19 protein-coding genes are annotated in these 20,265 nt (G+C 37.4%); 12 read left to right on the top strand and 7 right to left on the bottom strand.

The genetic code is table 11. From position 1 onward, the window contains the following. Nucleotides 1-2: 2 nt before the first annotated feature. From H7U17_RS03970 to H7U17_RS03955, 4 genes are all read right to left on the bottom strand, one after another. Complete coding sequence (locus H7U17_RS03970) at nt 3-3,362, bottom strand: SusC/RagA family TonB-linked outer membrane protein (RefSeq protein WP_222439131.1); 3,360 nt, start codon at nt 3,360-3,362, stop codon at nt 3-5. A gap of 132 nt (nt 3,363-3,494) precedes the next feature. Beyond that, a complete protein-coding gene (locus tag H7U17_RS03965; protein ID WP_186755094.1) occupies nt 3,495-4,490 on the bottom strand; it encodes a FecR family protein in 996 nt (331 codons plus the stop codon). Between the two features lie 170 nt (nt 4,491-4,660). Then, on the bottom strand, nt 4,661-5,254 hold the full coding sequence (locus H7U17_RS03960; RefSeq protein WP_186755092.1) for an RNA polymerase sigma factor: 594 nt from the start codon (nt 5,252-5,254) through the stop codon (nt 4,661-4,663). A gap of 287 nt (nt 5,255-5,541) precedes the next feature. Then, a complete protein-coding gene (locus H7U17_RS03955; RefSeq protein WP_186755090.1) occupies nt 5,542-6,522 on the bottom strand; it encodes a GlxA family transcriptional regulator in 981 nt (326 codons plus the stop codon). A gap of 356 nt (nt 6,523-6,878) precedes the next feature. Here H7U17_RS03955 and H7U17_RS03950 point away from each other — a divergent pair, with 356 nt between their 5' ends. The 5 genes from H7U17_RS03950 (at nt 6,879) to H7U17_RS03930 (ending at nt 9,086) form a co-directional block, all read left to right on the top strand. Then, nucleotides 6,879-7,418 (top strand): dihydrofolate reductase family protein, encoded by a 540-nt coding sequence (locus H7U17_RS03950; protein WP_186755088.1) that lies wholly within the window; start codon nt 6,879-6,881, stop codon nt 7,416-7,418. A gap of 29 nt (nt 7,419-7,447) precedes the next feature. Continuing rightward, entirely contained in the window at nt 7,448-7,861 is a 414-nt protein-coding gene (locus tag H7U17_RS03945) for a VOC family protein (RefSeq protein WP_186755086.1), read from the top strand. Between the two features lie 67 nt (nt 7,862-7,928). Next, nucleotides 7,929-8,378 (top strand): SRPBCC domain-containing protein, encoded by a 450-nt coding sequence (locus H7U17_RS03940; RefSeq protein WP_186755084.1) that lies wholly within the window; start codon nt 7,929-7,931, stop codon nt 8,376-8,378. Between the two features lie 19 nt (nt 8,379-8,397). After that, entirely contained in the window at nt 8,398-8,823 is a 426-nt protein-coding gene (locus tag H7U17_RS03935; protein ID WP_186755082.1) for a VOC family protein, read from the top strand. Between the two features lie 35 nt (nt 8,824-8,858). After that, entirely contained in the window at nt 8,859-9,086 is a 228-nt protein-coding gene (locus H7U17_RS03930; protein WP_186755080.1) for a hypothetical protein, read from the top strand. A gap of 154 nt (nt 9,087-9,240) precedes the next feature. Here H7U17_RS03930 and H7U17_RS03925 read toward each other — a convergent pair whose 3' ends face one another. Beyond that, nucleotides 9,241-10,134, bottom strand: a complete 894-nt coding sequence (locus H7U17_RS03925; RefSeq protein WP_186755078.1) for a LysR family transcriptional regulator — start codon at nt 10,132-10,134, stop codon at nt 9,241-9,243. A 102-nt stretch (nt 10,135-10,236) separates the two neighbouring features. Here H7U17_RS03925 and H7U17_RS03920 point away from each other — a divergent pair, with 102 nt between their 5' ends. The 7 genes from H7U17_RS03920 (at nt 10,237) to H7U17_RS03890 (ending at nt 18,752) form a co-directional block, all read left to right on the top strand. Then, the gene (locus H7U17_RS03920) at nt 10,237-10,854 is read left to right on the top strand and encodes a LysE family translocator (RefSeq protein WP_186755076.1); all 618 of its coding nucleotides are present in this window, start codon (nt 10,237-10,239) and stop codon (nt 10,852-10,854) included. Between the two features lie 654 nt (nt 10,855-11,508). After that, the gene (locus tag H7U17_RS03915; protein WP_186755074.1) at nt 11,509-11,916 is read left to right on the top strand and encodes a DoxX family membrane protein; all 408 of its coding nucleotides are present in this window, start codon (nt 11,509-11,511) and stop codon (nt 11,914-11,916) included. Next, nucleotides 11,913-12,329 (top strand): sulfur reduction protein DsrE, encoded by a 417-nt coding sequence (locus tag H7U17_RS03910; RefSeq protein WP_186755072.1) that lies wholly within the window; start codon nt 11,913-11,915, stop codon nt 12,327-12,329. The genes H7U17_RS03915 and H7U17_RS03910 overlap by 4 nt, the downstream gene beginning before the upstream one ends. 21 nt (nt 12,330-12,350) lie before the next feature. After that, nucleotides 12,351-12,878, top strand: a complete 528-nt coding sequence (locus H7U17_RS03905; protein WP_186755070.1) for a TlpA family protein disulfide reductase — start codon at nt 12,351-12,353, stop codon at nt 12,876-12,878. A 201-nt stretch (nt 12,879-13,079) separates the two neighbouring features. Next, entirely contained in the window at nt 13,080-14,681 is a 1,602-nt protein-coding gene (locus tag H7U17_RS03900; protein WP_186755068.1) for a tetratricopeptide repeat protein, read from the top strand. Nucleotides 14,682-14,873: 192 nt separating this feature from the next. Then, the gene (locus tag H7U17_RS03895; RefSeq protein ID WP_186755066.1) at nt 14,874-15,959 is read left to right on the top strand and encodes a phytase; all 1,086 of its coding nucleotides are present in this window, start codon (nt 14,874-14,876) and stop codon (nt 15,957-15,959) included. Nucleotides 15,960-15,977: 18 nt separating this feature from the next. Then, a complete protein-coding gene (locus H7U17_RS03890; RefSeq protein ID WP_186755064.1) occupies nt 15,978-18,752 on the top strand; it encodes a TonB-dependent receptor in 2,775 nt (924 codons plus the stop codon). 178 nt (nt 18,753-18,930) lie between these two features. Here H7U17_RS03890 and H7U17_RS03885 read toward each other — a convergent pair whose 3' ends face one another. Together H7U17_RS03885 and H7U17_RS03880 are read right to left on the bottom strand one after the other, a co-directional pair. Beyond that, nucleotides 18,931-19,710, bottom strand: coding sequence for a glycerophosphodiester phosphodiesterase (locus H7U17_RS03885; protein WP_186755063.1), 780 nt, complete (start codon nt 19,708-19,710; stop codon nt 18,931-18,933). A 7-nt stretch (nt 19,711-19,717) separates the two neighbouring features. Next, on the bottom strand, nt 19,718-20,239 hold the full coding sequence (locus tag H7U17_RS03880; RefSeq protein WP_186755061.1) for a collagen-like triple helix repeat-containing protein: 522 nt from the start codon (nt 20,237-20,239) through the stop codon (nt 19,718-19,720). Between the last annotated feature and the right edge of the window lie 26 nt (nt 20,240-20,265).

The following is a 20,265-nucleotide window of genomic DNA, read 5'->3' as shown; positions in this document are numbered from 1 at the left end:
AATTAGAAATTGATATTAGCACCTATGGAATAAGATTTCATGATTGGGTATCTAAATCCATTATTGGAGCCTAATTCAGGATCCCATAAGTCAAACTTTGAAAAAGTAGCCAGATTATTCCCTCTTATAAATATCCTTGCATGACCCAACTTGGCCTTACTCAACATTTGATTGGAAAAATTATAACCTAATTCTACATTTCTCAAGCGAACCATGCTCATATCCCTTAGCCACCATGTGGAAGCCTGGTTATTATTGGTATGCACATAATCGGCAAGTCTCGGCCAAAAAACATCCTGTCGGGGATTTTCCATTGTCCACCGGTCATCCACATTGGAAAAGATGTTACCTAAAGCTCCTGCACCAGATCCGGGGATAAAGTAAGTGGTTCCGTCTCCAATGACCCTCCATGTTCTGGAATTAGCCTGAAAAAACAGTCCAAAATCAAAGTTCTTATAGCGGATATTCGAACCAAAACCATACACCATCTGTGGATCTACTGTTCCTCCTATAGCCGTTTTATCCAAATCATTAATGACGCCATCATCATTCAAATCTTTGTAGCGGATATCTCCAGGCCGCACCAAACCATAGGTTTGACTAGGAATTTCTTCGATTAAAATCCCCTCTTCTACATTAAGAAAGTCTTCTTCTTTGAAAAGCCCCTCAGCTATAAGCCCAAATAATTGGCCTACAGGCTGTCCGGTAGAAGACCGGGGAGTTCCCACTACTGAGCTTGGCTCATCCTGTTCTATGATTTTGTTCTTGGCATAAGTAAATGTTCCCCGCACCGACACATACACATTTGGTGAGACTTGTTTGCTATAATCCAAGGACATGTCAATCCCCTTATTATTGACTTTTCCAAAATTAGCCCATGGTGTATTGATATAACCTGCTGAACCAGGAATGGTCCTTCGCTGCATAAAAATATCACGTCGTTCCTCCTTAAAAAGGTCTACCCGTAGGTCCAAACTGTTCCAAAGACCTAATTCTATGCCTATATTAGATTTCATCACAGTCTCCCAAGTGAGGTTTTCGACTCCATAATCTCCTTCCCTTCTACCTGATCTGCTATAATTATTTTCTATACCCCAAGAATATCCGCCAGTATCACCAATAGTGGTTATATAGGCAAATCGTCTACCGTCAATCTGGTCATTTCCTACCAAGCCCAATGACGCCCTTAATTTTAACTTGGACAGCGTTTCTTTATATGGCATCAAGAAACTTTCTTCACTGACCAACCAACCTACGGCTACGGAGGGGAAGAAACCGAAACGTTGGCCTCTGGCAAAGTTCTCCGAACCATTATACCCAAAATTCACCTCGGCAATATACCGTCTATCATAGGAATAGGAAAACCGGCCTGCTATCCCTTGGGTCCGAAAAGGCAAACGATCTCCATTATCATAATGCCGCTGATTATACATGAACATGCCATCCACATAGTGCTTTTCAAAGTTCCTTCTATAATTGAGGTTTCCTTCCAAATACACACTTTTGTTGCCCCAATCGGAACCCGTGCTGTAACCCAAAAAATCCTGGCCATATTGATATATGACCAAATCAAGTGTACCATCTTCATTCCTCCCTGTAGCTGGATTATAGTAATCAGGAGACTTACTTCTGGAAACGCTATTTCCAGAATAGCGGTCAAATGAAAAACTTAATTTCATCTCCAAACCCTCAGTTATATCACTTAAGTCCTGCTCTAAAGAAAACAAAGACTCCAATTTACTGGAACTGTGTCTTTCATAACCTCTTTGGGTGGCCAATGCCCAAGGGTTGCTCCTTTGAGGGGTAACGGGGATCTCCCCTGAGGAATACTGAGTGGGATGGACATAAGGAGGTATTTCAAAAGCTTTATTAAAAAGATCATCAATGGACTGTGGTGGTGTATTTCTATCCTGAAGGTACCCGCCAATATTCACACGCATCAATGTGCTTGGAGTAATATTAAGATCAATATTTGATCGGACATTATACCTTCTAAGCTTAATGGAGGAATCCCAACTTTGTCTTTCATCACGACTGAGGATACCATCTTCTCCATAATATGAACCTACGAAAGCATATTTTAATACATCACTACCCCCTGAAACCGTTAAGTTCACCCGGTTATTGGAAGCATAGTCCCTAGTAATCTCATCCAGCCAATTCACATCTGGACTCAAATCGGGGTCTGCACCGCTTCTGATTTCCTCAATTTTCTCTTCCGAGAAAAGCTTGGGTTTATCAGACTCCTCCGAAATACTGTTCAAAACTTCAAGGTAATCAGCTGCACCAACAAAATCAGGAAGTTTTACAGGTTGCGTAATTCCCCTTTCGTATCGAATATCCACTGTTGGTTTGCCTACGTGCCCTCTCTTCGTATTGATAATAATCACCCCATTGGCACCCCGTACACCGTAAACTGCACTTGCAGCGGCATCTTTAAGTATAGAAAAGGACTCTATTTCGGCAGGATCGATATTGTCCAATGAACGCTGAACCCCATCCACTAAAATCAAAGGGCTGCGGTTACCAGCAAAAGTAGAAATCCCTCTAATCCAAAATTGCGAATTGTCATATCCAGGTTCTCCAGAGCGCTGGGCAGCAATCACTCCTGACAATTGGCCTGCAAGATTATTACTTAAAGACCTGGATGTTCCTAACTGAAGCTTGTCTGGTTTGATGGTAGTCACAGACCCAACTACTGAATATTCTTTTTGGGTACCAAAGCCTACAACAACTACTTCATCCAAGGATTCTGCATTGACCTCAAGTACCACATTAATTTGGTTTTGAGCCCCTACTAGCACCTTCTTAGTTTCAAATCCGATATAACTAAAGACAAGGGTTTTGCCTTGGTTTACATCAATGGAATAGCTACCATCTATATCCGTAACTGTTCCTTTATTTGGCTCGCCCTCAATCAAAACAGAAGCCCCCGGTAATGGCTCCCCATCTATATCCGAGACTGTTCCCGTGACGGCTAAAATTTCCTCAGAAGTACTTAGGATCGATTTTTTATGGATGATCACGTGATTTCCTTTCTCCTCTCCCTTAAGCTCTAAATCGTCCAGAATATTTTGTACAGAAGAATTAGTAAAGTTTTTGTTAACCTTTACCTTATGCTGATCTATTTCTTCAGGATCATATACAAATGTTAAATCGGTTTTTTTCTCTATTAAGTCCAAAACATCTGCAGTTGATTTACCTGCAGCATCAATACTGATTTGAACTTGCTTAAGTTTTTGTGCCTTGACCTCAGTCATTAAGGCAGGAACAAAAATCAAATAGACCAAGGTTATTAAAATTGACATTGGTTTTCCACCAATCTTCCGCTGGAAGATATCAACAGGTCGAATTTTTTCCATAAATTTGGTAGGGTTTAAATTGTTAATATTTAGACTGGATCTTTGGGATGGTAATTGGCGTTATTTCCCCAAAGGCTTAAAGCTGGGCTTCTTATGGAGCTCGGCTTTGTTTTTTTACATTAGACATTTTTTTTATTTTAGTTGATCTTTCGATTTATTCTTAATGATGATTTTGTTTTCTCTATTTTCATATTCCAAACCATGAAGTATACAAAGAATATCAACTATACCTTCTATGCCCTGATTCTTATCAAAACTCCCTTTGATAAATAAGCCTTGATCCACTCCTTCCTTGAGTACAAGTTGTTTCTTAAAAATTCTATTTAAAATATTGGATACCTCTTTTAAAGTGTGTTGGCTGAACACGATTTTCCCATCAATCCAAGAATCGACATGTGCTACATTTGATTGATAAAATTCCTCCGTAATTTTATCATAAGTGATTTGTTGCCCCTTGGTGATCTTTCCAAATAGTCGCCTCCCCTTACCAACTGCCACCTTTCCCGAAGACACAGCGACTTCCACTTGTTCACCATTGCTATAATCATTTATATTAAAGGAGGTTCCCAAAACACTAACCTTAATACCGTTTTCTGTGTGTACAGTAAAAGGCCTTGTCTCATCTCTTTCTACATCGAAAAAGGCCTCGCCCTCTAATGCCACCTCCCTTGAATCAGTTACAAACTTCTCTGGAAACCTGAGCACACTCACCGAATTAAGGATTACTTTTGATTGGTCCGGCAAAATAATTTCCTTGATCTCTCCTACCTTGGTCCTATATTCTTGTATATTATTATTTTGCTCTTGGAAATATTGAAAAAATACAAATGTGGATACCAGAAAAATCACCATTACGGCTGCAACCTTCATCAATGGCAACGTATTAATACTTTTGGTTTTGGAGCTATTAAAATCATCCTTTATTTCCTTAGTTAGCAATCGGTCTTCCAATCGAAGAAGCTCGCTATTATCCATACCATCAATTACTCCCCCAAGATGCTCCAAAAACTCATCTGCATCTTTGTCACTGGCATTTTGATACCAATTAATCAATCTTTCCCTCTCAGCTTCGGTGGCCCTTCCGCTGGAATACCTTGATAAAAGTTTTTTTAATTCTGATCTCTCCATTTTCATATTGTTACAACTAATACGCTTTAGGCAGTATTTTCCCCCCTTCAATATTAGTTTTTTTAAATTAATTGGTTGAACTCTCTATTGATAGGAGCTAGAGAGACGCTTTAATGTAGAAGGAAACTATGATCTTCACATAGTGTAAAAGTCTAAAATAATATGGAAGCCTATAAAAAAACCAGACTCCAAACTATAAGATATGGCACGGTATATCCAGCATGCTCCTTCAAGTATTCCTTAATCATATGAGTAGATTTGGCCATATGCCTTTCTATGGCTTTAGGTGTGGTCCCAAGCTTCGATGCTATCTCGGTATAGCTTAGATTTTCATATCTACTAAGTTTAAAAATCATGCGCTTCTTCTCGGGAAGTTGATCCAAAGCTTTATCCATAACAGATTTCAACTCATTAAAATATACTGTTTCTAGGGTCACTGATCCCAATATATTTTCATCCATCACTCCCTCCGTCTGGAAAGATTTTCTTACGGCAAGCTTTCTAAAATGATCATTCACTAAGTTCTTCGCTATTTGTCTAACAAATCCCTTCAATGAATAGGAATCCTTTAGTTGATCTCTTTTCTCCCACAACCTAGCAAAAGTCTCTTGGGCAATATCCTCCGAAAGGTCCTTATCTTTTGAAATAAAAAGTACAAAGACGAACACCTTTTTATAATAACTTTCATAAAAAAAGGTAAACGCTTCTCTATCTCCATTTTTAATGGAATCAATTAAGGAATGTTCCAGATTACGGACAGCCATTTAGGGAAAGTTTAAACATAAAATTTAATACTTTATCAGATAGATTTATTTATATGTAAACATATACATAGCTAAAGCACAAAACTTATCATTGATAAACAGCAATTCAAAGTTTAATTTTACCAATTATTCCATTATAAACCAAAACAATATTTTACCGAGAGAGTATTTTAAGAATGCTAAAAAAACTTTTAACATAGCCTAACTATCTCCCAGATATCAATCCCAAAAAAGTACAATATATCCTGATATGGACTGTGGAAATGATATACCCCCCATTATAATTATTACACCAAAGCAATTCTACAATACCTATTAAGGTATTCCCTGGGGGTCATATCTGTAAATTTCTTAAATACATCCCGAAAAGCTTTGGGATCGGTATAGCCCACCCGATACATCACTTCATTGATGGTCATCCGTCCTTCTTCGAGTTCCTTCTTTGCCGCTTCCACTTTTACACGTTGCAAGTATTCAATAACTGTATTTGAGGTGGCTTTTTTAAACCGCCTCTCAAATGTTCGTCTGCTTACTGATGCCCTATCCGAAAGCTGCTCTACGGTTATTTTTTGAGTATAATTTTCCTCAATATATTCTTGCGACTCCAAAATTTCATGGTCATCATGGGATTTCTGTCCTTTAAAAATGATAAATGGTGACTGGCTATTGCGGCTGATATCTATTTCAAAAATTTTTGAAGATAAAACTGCCATTTTCCGACCGGCAAACTTTTCAATAAGATATAAATTTAAGTTGAGAGAAGAATAAGCCCCCCCACTGGTGTATAATCCATTTTCATCTGTGATAATTTTATCATCTGTTAAATTGACATTGGGAAACATCTCCTTAAACTCACTTGCAGCCAGCCAATGTGTGGCGCAATCCCGACCATCAAGAAGCCCTGTACTCGCCAATAAAAATGCCCCGATGCAAAGGCTGGCTATTTCAGCTCCTTTACTATATTGATTTTGTAACCAAGGAATAAATATTCGGTTATTTTCTACTACTTTTTTATAATCTCCATGTATAGCTGGAATAATAATTAAATCCGTCTTTTCTATTTCCGCTATCGTCTTATTGGGCTGAATACTGAATACCCCATTACTTAAGCTGGCCCCTTTGTGTGCTCCTACAAGATGGGTCTCAAAAGCAGGTGATTTCCCCCTTTTCAAAAAGGACTCATTGGCCATATTAAACATTTTAAAGGTGGCTTCTAGATTACTAAGACTTGAATCACCATCAGGTACAAGTATTGAAATATGTTTCATATAATTCTACATTTTATCCTAATAAATGGATTTTGAAAACAATACAATTTAACAGTATTCAATGTCGCAATCAACCCACTATAATGACGTAATCACACCTTTGAATTCAAAAAAAACACCTATACCTTTATTAATCAAATAATTACCAAAAAAACATTGGCAATATGTATAAATACTTTCGACGTCTACAATTATGAAAAACAAGAGCTTACTAACAAAAAACAAGCCTAATAATATCTAAAAATAATCCTAAACAAACTATCTATTGAAGCTAAAAGGACTATCAGTTATTCAATGACAGAATTAGGCTATTTCAACTAGGCTAGCATTAGAATGATTACCAAAAAAATACTGTAATGAGAAAAGTCATCCTATCCATGTTAACTTCTATCGATGGCTATATTGAAGGCACCAATAAAGACATCAGTTGGCATCTTTGGAATAATGAGATGGATGCCTATATGATGGATTTTTTCAAGACTGTAGACACCTTTATCTATGGCAGGAAATCTTATGAATTGATGTTGGACTATTGGCCATCGCAAACAGGCTCATTTGCAAATATCATGAATGAGATGCCCAAGATAGTTTTTTCCAAAACCTTAAAAAATGGAATGATGAATTCCAAAATAGTAAATGGTGACGTAGCCGAAACCATTCAAAAAGAAAAAAGAAAACCTGGAAAGAATATGGTCTTGTTTGCTGGAGCAAATATTGCTTCTACCTTCATCGCTAAAAACCTGATCGATGAATACAGATTAATTATTAGCCCTGTCGCCTTAGGAAGTGGCAATCCATTATTTCAAATCGATAAGACCCTCAACTTGACATTATCAGAAACTAAAACTTTTCAATGTGGTAATGTGCTACTTATATACCAAGCCGGAAAATTTTAAAACGAATTCCATATCAAAACCTTAAAACAATGAAACTAAAGCAAATCTGGGCAAACCTAGCCGTTGAAGATATTGAAAAGACTAAGGCCTTCTACCTCAAATTAGGCTTTAAGTTAAACGGAACCCCTTCCATGGAGCTGGTTAGTTTCTTATTTGGTGAAGAGGAGTTTGTCATCCACTTTTTTGAAAAAGATGCATTAAAGAGAAGCATTGAAGGAGATACCGCCAACCTTAAACGGGGAAATGAAATCATGTTCACTCTAGCTGCAGACAGCAAAGAAGAAATTGATCTATTTGCCGAAAAAGTCAGAAAATCTGGAGGAACTATTCGTTATAATCCCAAAAAGGACAAGAAAAAATTTTACGATGAAAACGGGTATTATGTATGTGTCTTTGAAGACCCTGATGGGCACCTATTTAATTTGTTCTATAATATGAACTAAATAATAATATCATGGAATAGGCCTTATATGAATATGGAAAAAGTGTCAAAATGAAAATACAATTATTATGAATACAAAAAGACAAACCTTCAATAAAACGATTAATGCTACTCCAGAAAAAGTATGGGAGATACTATGGGAGGATGAGTCCTATCGAAAATGGACTTCAATATTTTCAGAGGGTTCCTTTGCTGAGACAGACTGGAAAGTGGGCGGTAAAGCCCGATTCTTAACACCTGATGGCATGGGAATGATCAGCAAAATAAAGGCTAATAATCCATTTAAGTTCATGTCTATCGAGCACTTGGGCATAATAGAAAACGGTCAAGAAAATACACAGAGTCCAGAAGCCAAAAAGTGGTCCGGAGCAATGGAGAATTATACTTTGAAAAAAACTGAAGAAGGAAAAACCGAAATTATGATTGAAATGGACATCATTGATTCCTATAAAAATTTCTTTTTGGAAACTTGGCCCAAAGCCCTTCAAAAAGTCAAAGAACTAGCAGAAAAACAATAAAACTTAAAACACAAAAACAATGAAAGTCAATCCTTATTTAAATTTTGATGGCAAGGCTGAAGAAGCATTCGAATTTTACAAATCCGTTTTTGGAGGAGAGTTTACGGCCAATATGAAGATGAGCGACGCTCCGGACACAGACAAACTCGCAAAAGAGGAACAATCCCGAACCATGCATATTTCATTGCCCATCAGCCCTAACACCATTCTGATGGCATCTGACATCCTTCCATCCATGGGACATTCCTTAAAACAAGGCAATAATTCCTATATTTCCATCCATCCCGACAGTAAAGAGGAAGCAGACCGTTTGTTTAATGGTCTTTCTGAGGGTGGTACTATAGAAATGCCCATGGCTGACCAGTTTTGGGGTGATTATTACGGCAGCTTTATTGACAAATTTGGTATCCATTGGATGATCAATTACAATAAAGACTTTAGTTAAACTCCAGTATAAATATATAATCTTAAGCCCTTTGAATGGTAGAAGTATTTAAAACAAGTGTAAAGACAGTAGATGATAAATTATTCCTTTTGGACCAGCTCCAAAAGGAATACCCTTACTGTAAAATAAATTTTGATTTGGAGGACTGTGATAAAATTCTTCGCATTGAAACAAAAGAGATTTCCTTAAACCCAATATCCATCATGGACTTGATAAAAAATCATGGTTTTGAAATAGAAATACTCCAAGATGAATTACCATAAACATTTGATAATTCTGAACTATTGATCATTGCTTACCATGAATCAATCCTAAAGAGGCTTGACCAAAAATCACTTACCCCTATAACTTTTAAACGTTGCTCCTTCTTGCTTAAATTAAGCAAACAATTATTCAACTTATATATAACTAGGTACCTTATTCTTCATTGATATCCCAATCGGCAGCGACTTCTTTAGATAATTTTATTACATTCTCCAAAATGGCCCGATGATCATTCTTTCTCCAATTGACAAATAGTTGGACCTCTTCAGGCAAGTTAATGAACCTGACATTCGCTCTTGCCGCAAACTTAAATGAATATGGAAGGATAGAAATCCCCAGGCCTTTGGCCACTAAATTGAGTATCATTCCTCCAAAATCAGATTCAATATGGATATCAGGTTCAAAATTATACCTATTGAACATACCCCTTAATAAGGAAGCAAAATAAGTGGAATGATGTAATCCGGACAAAATGAATTTTTCACCTTTCAAATCCTCTAAACTGTTAAAGTTCCCCTCATTTAACCAATATCCTTCTGGAACGACCAGACAAATACGTTCAGAAAACAATGGAAGGGTTATTATTCCCATATTTTGGATCCTGTCCCTACTTAATGCCAAATCAACCTGATAATCAAGCAATAATTTTTCCTGACTGATATCCACTGGTTCCATCAACTCCACCTTCAATTTGGGAAAACTGCTAGAAAGTTTATCTAATAATGATGGTAAAAATACATAGGCGATAGAACCAGGATAACTTATGCTTATTCTACCTGATTTTCCCTCCCCTATTGTCTTTGTGTGTTGATGGGTACGATCTATTTCATCAATGAGATATTCCCAACGTTCCTTGAAGAAAACTCCAGCATCTGTAAGTTTCACATTTCTTTTATTCCTTTCAAACAGTTGAGTACCTACCTCCTCTTCCAAGGCCTGAATCTTACGGCTCAAAGATGATTGGGTTATATAAACCTGCTCTGCAGTTTTCCAAAAATGTAGTTCCTTAGCTAATACTAGAAAATAGCGAATCTGTTGAAGGTCCATTAATTCAATTTACGCATTAATACATTCGAATTTAACATTTTTAAGAACAATTAACCCTGTTTTATTTGCAACAAATACAAAAAACGAATTAATAAAATATTTATGGGGATCATCAATTACAACACTTTTATTGCAACAGCGACCTTTTTTATCATGACACCGGGCATAGATACCGTCTTCGTATTGAAAAAATCCATTGGAGAAGGACGACTATCTGGCATCTATTCAGCTTTAGGGATAAATTCAGGAATCATCTTTCACACATTTTTTGCTGCCATTGGCCTTACCAGCTTAATCATTAAATATCCCATGGCATTTGCTCTAGTCAAATACCTTGGAGCTGCCTATATTATTTATATGGGGTTTGTAAGTATCATCAGTAAAAAGCCGATGATTAACCTTGAAAACCCAAACACTTCGAAAAACAATAGCTTTACTACCGGCTTAATCACCAATATCCTTAATCCCAAAAACGCATTATTCTTTTTGGCTTTATTTCCACAGTTTATACGGAAAGAAAGCCTAAAAGACCCACTTCCATTTTTACAGCTTGGATTAACCTATGCGCTAATAGGCTGCGTTTGGTACAGTCTTTTAACCTTATTTGCTGGTTCATTTTCATCCAAAATCAAAGAAAATCCTAATACTGATCTTTGGTTGAAAAAATTATCAGGTATAGTCTTTATTATTTTAGGCTTACAGTTGGCGACAAGCTATTAACGATGACAGGAATCTTTATACCTAATTAATTCCCCCAAGCCAAGGCACTGTATATACAGCTGTCCTGGCTTGGGAAAATCAGCCATAGTAAATAATAATCCTAAAAGTATCCCGTTAAAAAATAACAATTGAATACTGCGGTTTTATGTGACTTTTATTACAAACATTTACTATTGCGCTAGATACCTTTGAATGATGATGTGGCTAAAAAAGCATATATCTTGGATTTTATTAGGCCTTTTCCTTTTCAGTGCTGGAGGACATGGCTTTAATGCTTATATGATTGGGGATATATTCTTAAGCCATCAAAACTTTGTAAAAACCTGCACAAACAAAAATAATCATCTCACTACTCCACAGGACAAAAAACACTCCTCCAGCCAAGACACTCCTCAAAGCGAATCAAATACGGGATATTGTACTAATGCCCCTGCTTTCATACTCACAGGATATTATTTCCAATTAACTGAGCACTTCTCTACTACGCTACACCGAACAGAATATAAGGAAAGTAGCTTAAATCTATTTTTACATCCAAGCTCTCCACCGCCAAAATCTTGATCGAATCTTTTATTGGCACTATATCTTTTGGGCTTAAAAGCCTCTAAAAGGCATATGCCTATGTTTTTTTCTGTTTGATCAACTAAAACTTCTATGAACCAAACCATTCCGGTAAAGGCATACTCAGTCCTAATACTGCGGGTGCTTCTGAGCGGCATCTTTCTAGTGGCATCAACTAACCATCTATTGAATGTAGAGGCCGTACACAAAAGAATAGATACCGCTGCATTTAAAGAGATTGCCTATTTCTTTGGCAAGCCTGAACTATTGATCATTCTTTCTGGAGCAATAATGCTACTCGCGGGTGCTGCGCTCCTCTTGGGATTTAAAACCCGATGGTCAAGTCTTCTCTTACTGTCAGTGATAGTACCTATTACCATCACGGTACAAACTGGCCAAATATCTACTATAGGCCCCTTATTCAAAAACATCGCCATTATAGGAGGACTTATATTCTTTATTATCAATCCTGATTTCAAGAAACAAAAACTAGAACAATGAATAACCAATTAAAAAACCTATTACTGGTTTTACTATTGACAATATGGGGCATTTCCAATATATCTGCCCAAGAAATTGATGTTAACACCAAGGTTGACTATGTCGTCCTTACAAAAAAGATTGCACAGCTTGAACCCATACTTTTGGCTGCTGAAAGTTTATCAAAAGCAACATCCTTTGGAAACTTTGAGGTAATTATATGCGGCAAGGAAGTAGTCAACCTAAAAGATGAAAACAAAATGAAAGCGCATATCGAAAAGGCCAAAAGACTAGGTGTGGTACTAAATGCCTGTGGCTTTTCCTTAAAAAAATTCGGTGTAGCCTATGAAGAAGTTCCAATAAAAATCATCGATAATGGGATTCTGTATAACCTCCAACTACAACAAAAAGGCTTTTTAAGCTTAGAATTATAATTCAAAGAAAAAATCAATCCAATGAAAAAGAACATAAATTATCTTCTGGTAGCTTTTATCACTGCGGCTATCATTTCAGCATTTGTCTTACCCCAACCCCAAAATTCAAAACAAGCTGAACCTGAAAACATCAAATCCGCTCCTAGCCTGAAAATGAAGGATAAGGACGGGGCTGAAATACAATTAAAAGACTTTACTGGTAAAGTGGTGGTATTAAATCTTTGGGCAAGTTGGTGTCCCCCTTGTATCGCTGAAATGCCAAGTCTCCAGAAGTTTCATGACCAAATGGACACTGATGAAGTAGAGCTTATAATGCTTTCGCTGGACAGGGACTTTGATAAATCCATAGCATTCATGAATAGAAAAGCATACAATATGCCCTATTATAAACCTGTTTCACCTCTACCTTCTCCCTTTGCCGTGAATGCCATTCCGGCAACATTTATAATCAATAAGAAGGGAAAGGTTATTGGCTTACATTCAGGTATGACCGACTTTATGTCCGAAACCTTTTTGAACAAGGTTCAGGCTGCTTCTGTCCAAGAATAACTTCATAAAAATAAAATCATTAATCAAATAGAGGAAATCTTTCCTCTATTTGATTTTTATAACCTAACATATCGATCACATGATACAAAACACTTAAATCTTAATAAAAAGGAAACTTTATAATAACCTATTTTATGCCTGCAAGGCTGATATTAGTTTGTTATGAAAAAACCGACCTTAATTATATCAGCTTGCTTATTTTTGACCCTTTTTATACTGAAGTCTAATGCGCAAAGCCCGCAAAAGGCAGACAAAACCTTAACTATTGCCCAAGAGCTCGCCAACAGCAATCCTGAACAAGCTTTTTTGTTGGCCAACGAGGTATTAGAGGAAAGCCAACTCAATGGAGTGGACACCCTTATCGGAAAAACGCAATTGATCCGGGGAAAAATCCTTTTACAATATGGATTGTACCAAGCAGCCTCTGAGGCATTTTATGAAGCAGAACATCTTTTTGAGACCAAGGAAACATCTATTTACTTGGCCCAAATAAACAATTCACTGGGAGAAGTCTACTACAAAATCAAAACGCCAGAAGAAGCATTGGCACGTCATGAGAAAGCCTTGACCATTTACAAAAAACTAGGAAATAAAGAGGGAGAGGCGGAGACAAAAAGTTTTATCGGCGGGATGTACGAAAAGATGGGGAATTACCCTAAGGCCTTGGCATACCAAGGTGAAGCATTGGAGCTTTTTGAAGACCTTGACCTAAAAAGCCATCTGGCTTTTGTCAGAGAAAATATGGGCAGCATTTTTGAAGATTTGGAACAGTATGATTCTGCCTACTCCAATTTCCAAAAAGCATATACTATAAATCTTTCGATCGGAGACAGTCTTCGTTTAGTAGGCAATCTGAACAACCTTGGTGACATATTCAGAAAAACAGGAGATCCTGAAAAAGGCATAATCTACTCCAGAAAAGCTGCAGAAATGAGCGCTAGACTAGGCTTTTTAGATCAACAAAACAGTGCCATTGTAGATGTTTCAAAAGCCTATGCAGCAATCCGCGACTTTGGAAAGGCCTATAAATATTTGGAACAGAGCCGCCAACTGAGTGAAATGGTCTATTCTGAAGAATCTGCCCGGCAAATCGCCATTCAGGAAGCACAAAACCACCTCTACACCAAAAACCAACAGATCAAGCAATTGGAACAAATGCGTGATTTTGATACAAAAGTAAAATGGCTTTTGATCTTTCTAGTCGGTTTGATGTGCATTCTGGGTTGGGCAATCTTCAACAGACAAAAACTTAAAATTAAAAGCAATAAGGAAATGCTAGAACAGCAGGAAGAGATCCTCCAGGTAAAGGAACAATTGATTGCCACAGAAAAGGAGAACAGGCAATTATTGGAATTAAAAATGGAAACTGAGGAGCAATCCCATTCTAAATCCTTGACGGCACAAACACTACACTTGATAGATAAAAACCAAATGCTGGAAGGCATTCAAGTCAAATTGAAAAAGATCTTGGAGGAAAATCCTAAAGAACAAAAAAAGAAAATTAGAAACTTGATCAAAGAAATTGATTTCAACTTTTCCAACGATACAGATTGGGACGATTTCAAGCAAAATTTCGAAAAGGTTCATCAGGATTTTTTCCGAAACATCCAAAACAGAACAGGAGGCTTGACCCCTGCAGAATTGAAACTCGCCAGCCTAATGCGACTCAATTTAAGTTCCAAAGAGATAGCCTCTTCCTTAGGTATTTCCATGGACAGCCTTAGAATATCACGCTACAGGCTTCGAAAAAAATTAAACCTTGAAAAGGGCGATAGCTTACAGCAATTTATCCTTTGTATATAGTTTACAATTAGTTAATCCATCGATAACATTTCTCAAAAAACTAAAAACCAGGAACTTAAATCGAAAAACAAGATTTCTGTATAGGTTTTGTTAACGGTCACTTTTTGAATTGTTGCCTATTTGATTACAGTCATTTCTAGCCATCAATAATTGTCCACGCTAAAATTGTAGCATCAAAACATTTAAATTCTTATGTCAAGAAACAAACTAATTAATGGGCTATGGGCACTTGGTATTATTACCGGAGCTTGCAGTGGCCGAAGTCAATCGAATGAAAAAGTTACAGCACCAAACTTGGTCAAGCCAATGTATATAACAGACCAAGTGATCCATGATACAGATGACCCTGCACTCTGGATAAACCCTATGGATCCTGCTAAAAGCTTGATAATCGGAACAGACAAAGACGCTGATGGTGCACTTTATGTTTTTGACTTGAAAGGTAAAGCCATCGATTCACTAATCGTAAGGAATATTCAACGCCCCAATAATGTAGATGTAGGCTATGGCCTAAAATTAGGAGATAGGACTGTTGACTTTGCTGTAACTGGAGAGCGCATGACATCGAAACTCCGATTTTTCAGTCTTCCCGACATGAAAGAGATGCATGCGGATGGTATAGAAATCTTTCATAATGAAGATGGACCCGAATATCGAGATTTGATGGGTGTAGCCACCTATCAAAATCCTAAAAACGGCAAACAATATGTAATAGCAGGTAGAAAAAACGGACCTCAGGATGGCACCTATTTATGGCAATATGAAATCAAAAGCCTGGAGGGCAAGCTAAGCCTGGACTTAGTCCGAAAGTTTGGCGACTTCAGTGGGAAAAAGGAAATAGAAGCTATTGCTGTGGATAATGAACTGGGGTATATCTATTATTCAGATGAGGGAGTGGGAGTTCGTAAATACCATGCAGATCCAGAAAAGGGCAATGAGCAACTGGCACTATTTGCTACAGATGGCTTTACCAAAGACCACGAAGGAATCAGCCTTTACAAACTGGATAGCCAATCAGGATATATTCTAGTTTCTGATCAAGAAGCCAATCTATTCCATGTTTTCCCAAGAGAAGGATCTCCCTCTAACCCTCATGAGCACAAATTAATCACAAAAATAGCCACCAGCACGGTTTCCAGTGACGGCTCTGAAACCAGCAGTATAGCCCTGGGGCCTGATTTTCCTAAGGGAATTTTTATAGCCATGTCAGATGACAGAACCTTCCAAATATACAAATGGGAAGACATGGCCAAAGACATCCTCAAATCAAAAAACTAATCTTTCAATCTCACAATTATGAAAAAATTATTACTGAGAACTTTTATTCTGCTAGCTGCTTTTTGCCTAGATTACGAGTTTGTGCTAGCACAAGGAATACTCCGCGGTAGGGTTATCGATGCCCAAAACCTCGCTATGCCTGGAGCCAATGTGATCTTACAAAAAACCACTATGGGGACAGTGACCGACCAAACCGGTGATTATGCAATTGTGGATTTACCTGCGGGTGATTACGAAGTATCCGTTTCCTATTTGGGCTATGGCTCTATTGTCCATTCTGCTAAAATCGAAGATGGAAAAACGACCGTCTTAAATTTTAAGCTAGATCAAAAGACCATAGAAAGTATGGAATTTGTAGTCATGGGAGATAGGTTAAAAGGACAAGCAAAAGCCTTGAACCAACAAAAAAACAATTCAAATATCACCAATATTGTTTCTTCAGATCAGATTGGAAGGTTTCCAGATGCAAATATAGGTGATGCATTAAAGCGAATCCCTGGTATAACCATGCAGAATGACCAAGGTGAAGCACGTGACATTATCATTCGTGGAATGGCTCCTCATTTAAATTCAGTAACATTAAATGGTGAAAGAATTCCATCCGCAGAAGGAGATAATAGAAGAGTGCAGATGGATTTAATCCCATCAGATATGATCCAAACCATCGAAGTTAATAAGGCAGTTTTACCCAGTATGGATGCGGATGCTATAGGTGGATCCGTAAACTTGGTGACCCGAAAGGCTCCTAATGGTTTGAGGGTTTCAGGCACAGCCGGTTCAGGAGTGAATTTATTATCCGATAAACCTATTTGGACTGGGGGAATGATCATTGGAGACCGTTTTTTAGGGGGGAAATTAGGAGCGATAGTCTCGGCTTCTTATAACAACCACAACTTTGGTTCGGAAAACATCGAATCAGCTTGGTATGATTCCGATAATGGCGTGGCGCTTGAGGAGTTTGAAATGAGAAAATACTTGGTGCAAAGGGTACGCAGATCGGTATCATTAGCCCTGGATTTTGAAATCAACCCCAACCACACCCTCCTTTTCTCAAGTATGTACAATCACCGTGATGATTGGGAGAATCGCTTTGCGATGAAGGTAGATAAGTTAGATGATGTTTTTGATGATGGTAATTTTGAAGAAATCTCAGAAGGAATTTTCACCTCGTCCGGTGCACGGGTAGAATATGAGACCAAAGGAGGGATAGATTCCAACAGAAACAAAGCTAGAAGATTAGAAGATCAAAGGGTACAGAATTTCACATTGGGCGGAGACCATTTATTCAACAAACTAAAAATGGATTGGTCGGCAACTTATGCCAAAGCATCTGAAGAGCGACCTAATGAAAGATATATTGCTTACCGACAAGAAGATCAAAATGTTAGCATTGATATCAGGAACCCACGAAAGCCTTTTGCAGCCTTGTCTAACTTATCAGATAATTTATCCTTTGAATTAGATAACCTTTCTGAAGAATATCAATACACCTTTGATGAGGACCTTAATGCCAAATTAGACTTTAAATTACCTTACAATGACAAAGGGATATTACAGTTTGGCGGTCGTTTCAGAGGAAAATACAAAAATAGGAGCAACAACTATTATGAATATGCTCCTTTGGATGAAAATGCATTTGGTGCCACCTTGGGGGATATAACTTACGCTGACCAATCTGACCCCAATTTTTTACCTGGCAGCCAATACCAAATAGGAACATTTGCTACTCCTCAATTCTTGGGCACACTGAACCTAAATGATGCAAGTCAATTTGAGGGAGAATTGATTTATGAAGAGTTTTTGCCAAGTAACTATACAGCAAATGAAACGATTACCGCAGCCTACGCAATGGCCGACCACCAATTAACCGAAAAGCTTTCGACAATTGTTGGTTTAAGATGGGAACATACAAAAATCGATTATACGGGCAACCTTTATGATGTGGACAATGAGACTTTTAGCACAACCAGTCAGCAGGACAGCTATGCTAACTTTATGCCCGGAGTTCATTTAAAATACGATGCGGATCAAAATACCATCTTCAGATTTGCTTGGACCAATACCATTGCAAGGCCAAATTATTATGACTTGGTTCCCTATGCTGAATATGTAGCAGAGGACGATGAGCTGTCAAGGGGAAATCCTGACCTAGTTCCTACTACTGCCATGAATTTTGATCTGATGGCCGAGAAGTATTTTAATAATGTAGGCTTAATTTCCTTTGGGGGTTTCTATAAAGACATTGACCAATTTGTCTATGAAAAAACAGACCTAAACTATAACGATCCAGTATTTGGTGATGGGCTGGAATATACCAGACCTGAAAATGGTGGTACAGCGGCTGTATATGGTTTGGAAACATCCATCCAGAAGCAAGTATGGAAAGGACTTGGGATTTATTTAAATTACACCTTCACAAAATCTGAAACCACAGGCATAGAAGGTAGAGAAAATGACCAACTAGAACTCCCCGGTACTGCCCAGCATATGTTCAATGCTTCTCTTTCTTATGAAACAAAAAAACTGGTTTTGAGAGCTTCCTTAAATTATGCAGGAGATTATTTGGATGAACTTGGTGGCGATGAGTTTGAGGACAGGTATTATGATGAGCAATTGTTTTTGGATGTCAATGCTTCCTATGCTTTCACTCCTAAATGGAGACTTTTCTTCGAAGGCAATAATTTGACCAATCAGCCATTGAGGTATTATCAAGGAATTCGCTCAAGAACAATGCAAGAAGAATATTATAATGCACGGTTAAACTTTGGAGTAAAATTCGATTTATTTGATTAAAATTCAGACAAATCAAAAAGATAAAGGGCATCCAAAACCAAGGTTTTGGATGCCCTTATCATATTTCAACAATCTTCCCTTCACCTACTATCAGAAAGTTCTTCGAAATATCAAGTATTCCCTCATGATTTCAAAGAAAGGACTGACCAGAAGTTTTTCTGTTTAATCTCAAACCAACTCACCTCTGCATAACTTCCTTAAGTAAAGCTGGCTTATCAGTGGTTATTAAATCAATTCCCTTTTCCAAAAACCAAATCATATCCGCCTCATCATTAACTGTCCATACATTTGTTTCCAGACCAATAGCCTTTGCTCTGTCAATAAGTGCTGTATCTTCTTTATAGGTTTTTATATGAAAATCTATTCCGCTAAAGCCTGCATTTTTCAGATCTAACAACTCCCTATCTAACTTCCACCCCAAATAGCTTACAGGTGATTTTTTGGTTAACTCTATAATTTTTAATCCAATATCAAAGTCAAAGCAGATATATTCCACAATGTCTTCTAGCCCCAACTGCTCAACTAATTCAACACATCTCTGAGCTATAAAACCTTTTCTTTCATGACTGATCTTTGGAGTTTTAATTTCTAGAACAAGTTTTGTTCTATTTTGTCCCACACCTGTTTTCAGATAATCTTCTAATTTTGGTAACTTCTCCAGATTTGATAGATTATAAACAGCTAACTCCTCGTAGGTTGCTGTTTCAATATATTTTTCAGCAAATTCAGGGGCATGGTTTACCACCAATACACTGTCCTTTGTCATCCAAACATCAAATTCTGACCCATCCAGTCCCAACTTAATAGATTCTTTAAGAGAGGCTATCGAGTTTTCGGGTGCATTATGTTCATCCCAGGTCCCTCTATGGGCAATGATTTTGGTACTATTCTCCTTTCTATTACAACTAATACACACCCATATAAAAATTAGAAGCACACATGTTCTTCTTATAATCATGCCAGCTTTATTTAATTGAGAATATTTCAAGGACATTATCATAGTCATCAAAATTTATTCTTGATGCAACTTTATTATCAATGTCTCCCGGAACAACTATATACCTAAATTGAACAGCACTTGGATCAAAACTGCTATAAAGCCAAATAGAACTCACGTCTAATCGCTGAGTAATACTTTCGTCATCTTTTACATAATCTAGCTTAAATACATCTTCTCCCCTTTTGAAATAAACTATTACTTTACCTTTTTCAAGTATAGAAGTATTTATGAAATCTGACTGAATCTGTGTTCTCCAAAAACCATTGGACAAACCTACAAAAGAGTATCTACTCCATTCTGAATAAAAGACATTATCAAGTCCTCCACCATCACCTTTTTCTCCCTGTTCGCCTTTTTCTCCTTTGGGGCCAACTATTCCTTTATCCCCTCGTTCTCCCATTTGCCCAGGGAGCTCTGGTTCTCTACAATTTGTAAACATCAAAATAGTTACTATGAATAGATATAATAATTTTATCGATTTTTTCATCTTATTATCTTTAGAAAATTAAAAAT

It is taken from the genome of Echinicola salinicaeni (assembly GCF_014280965.1).
Taxonomy (GTDB): domain Bacteria; phylum Bacteroidota; class Bacteroidia; order Cytophagales; family Cyclobacteriaceae; genus Echinicola; species Echinicola salinicaeni.
This window is presented reverse-complemented; position numbering and strand designations above follow the sequence as displayed.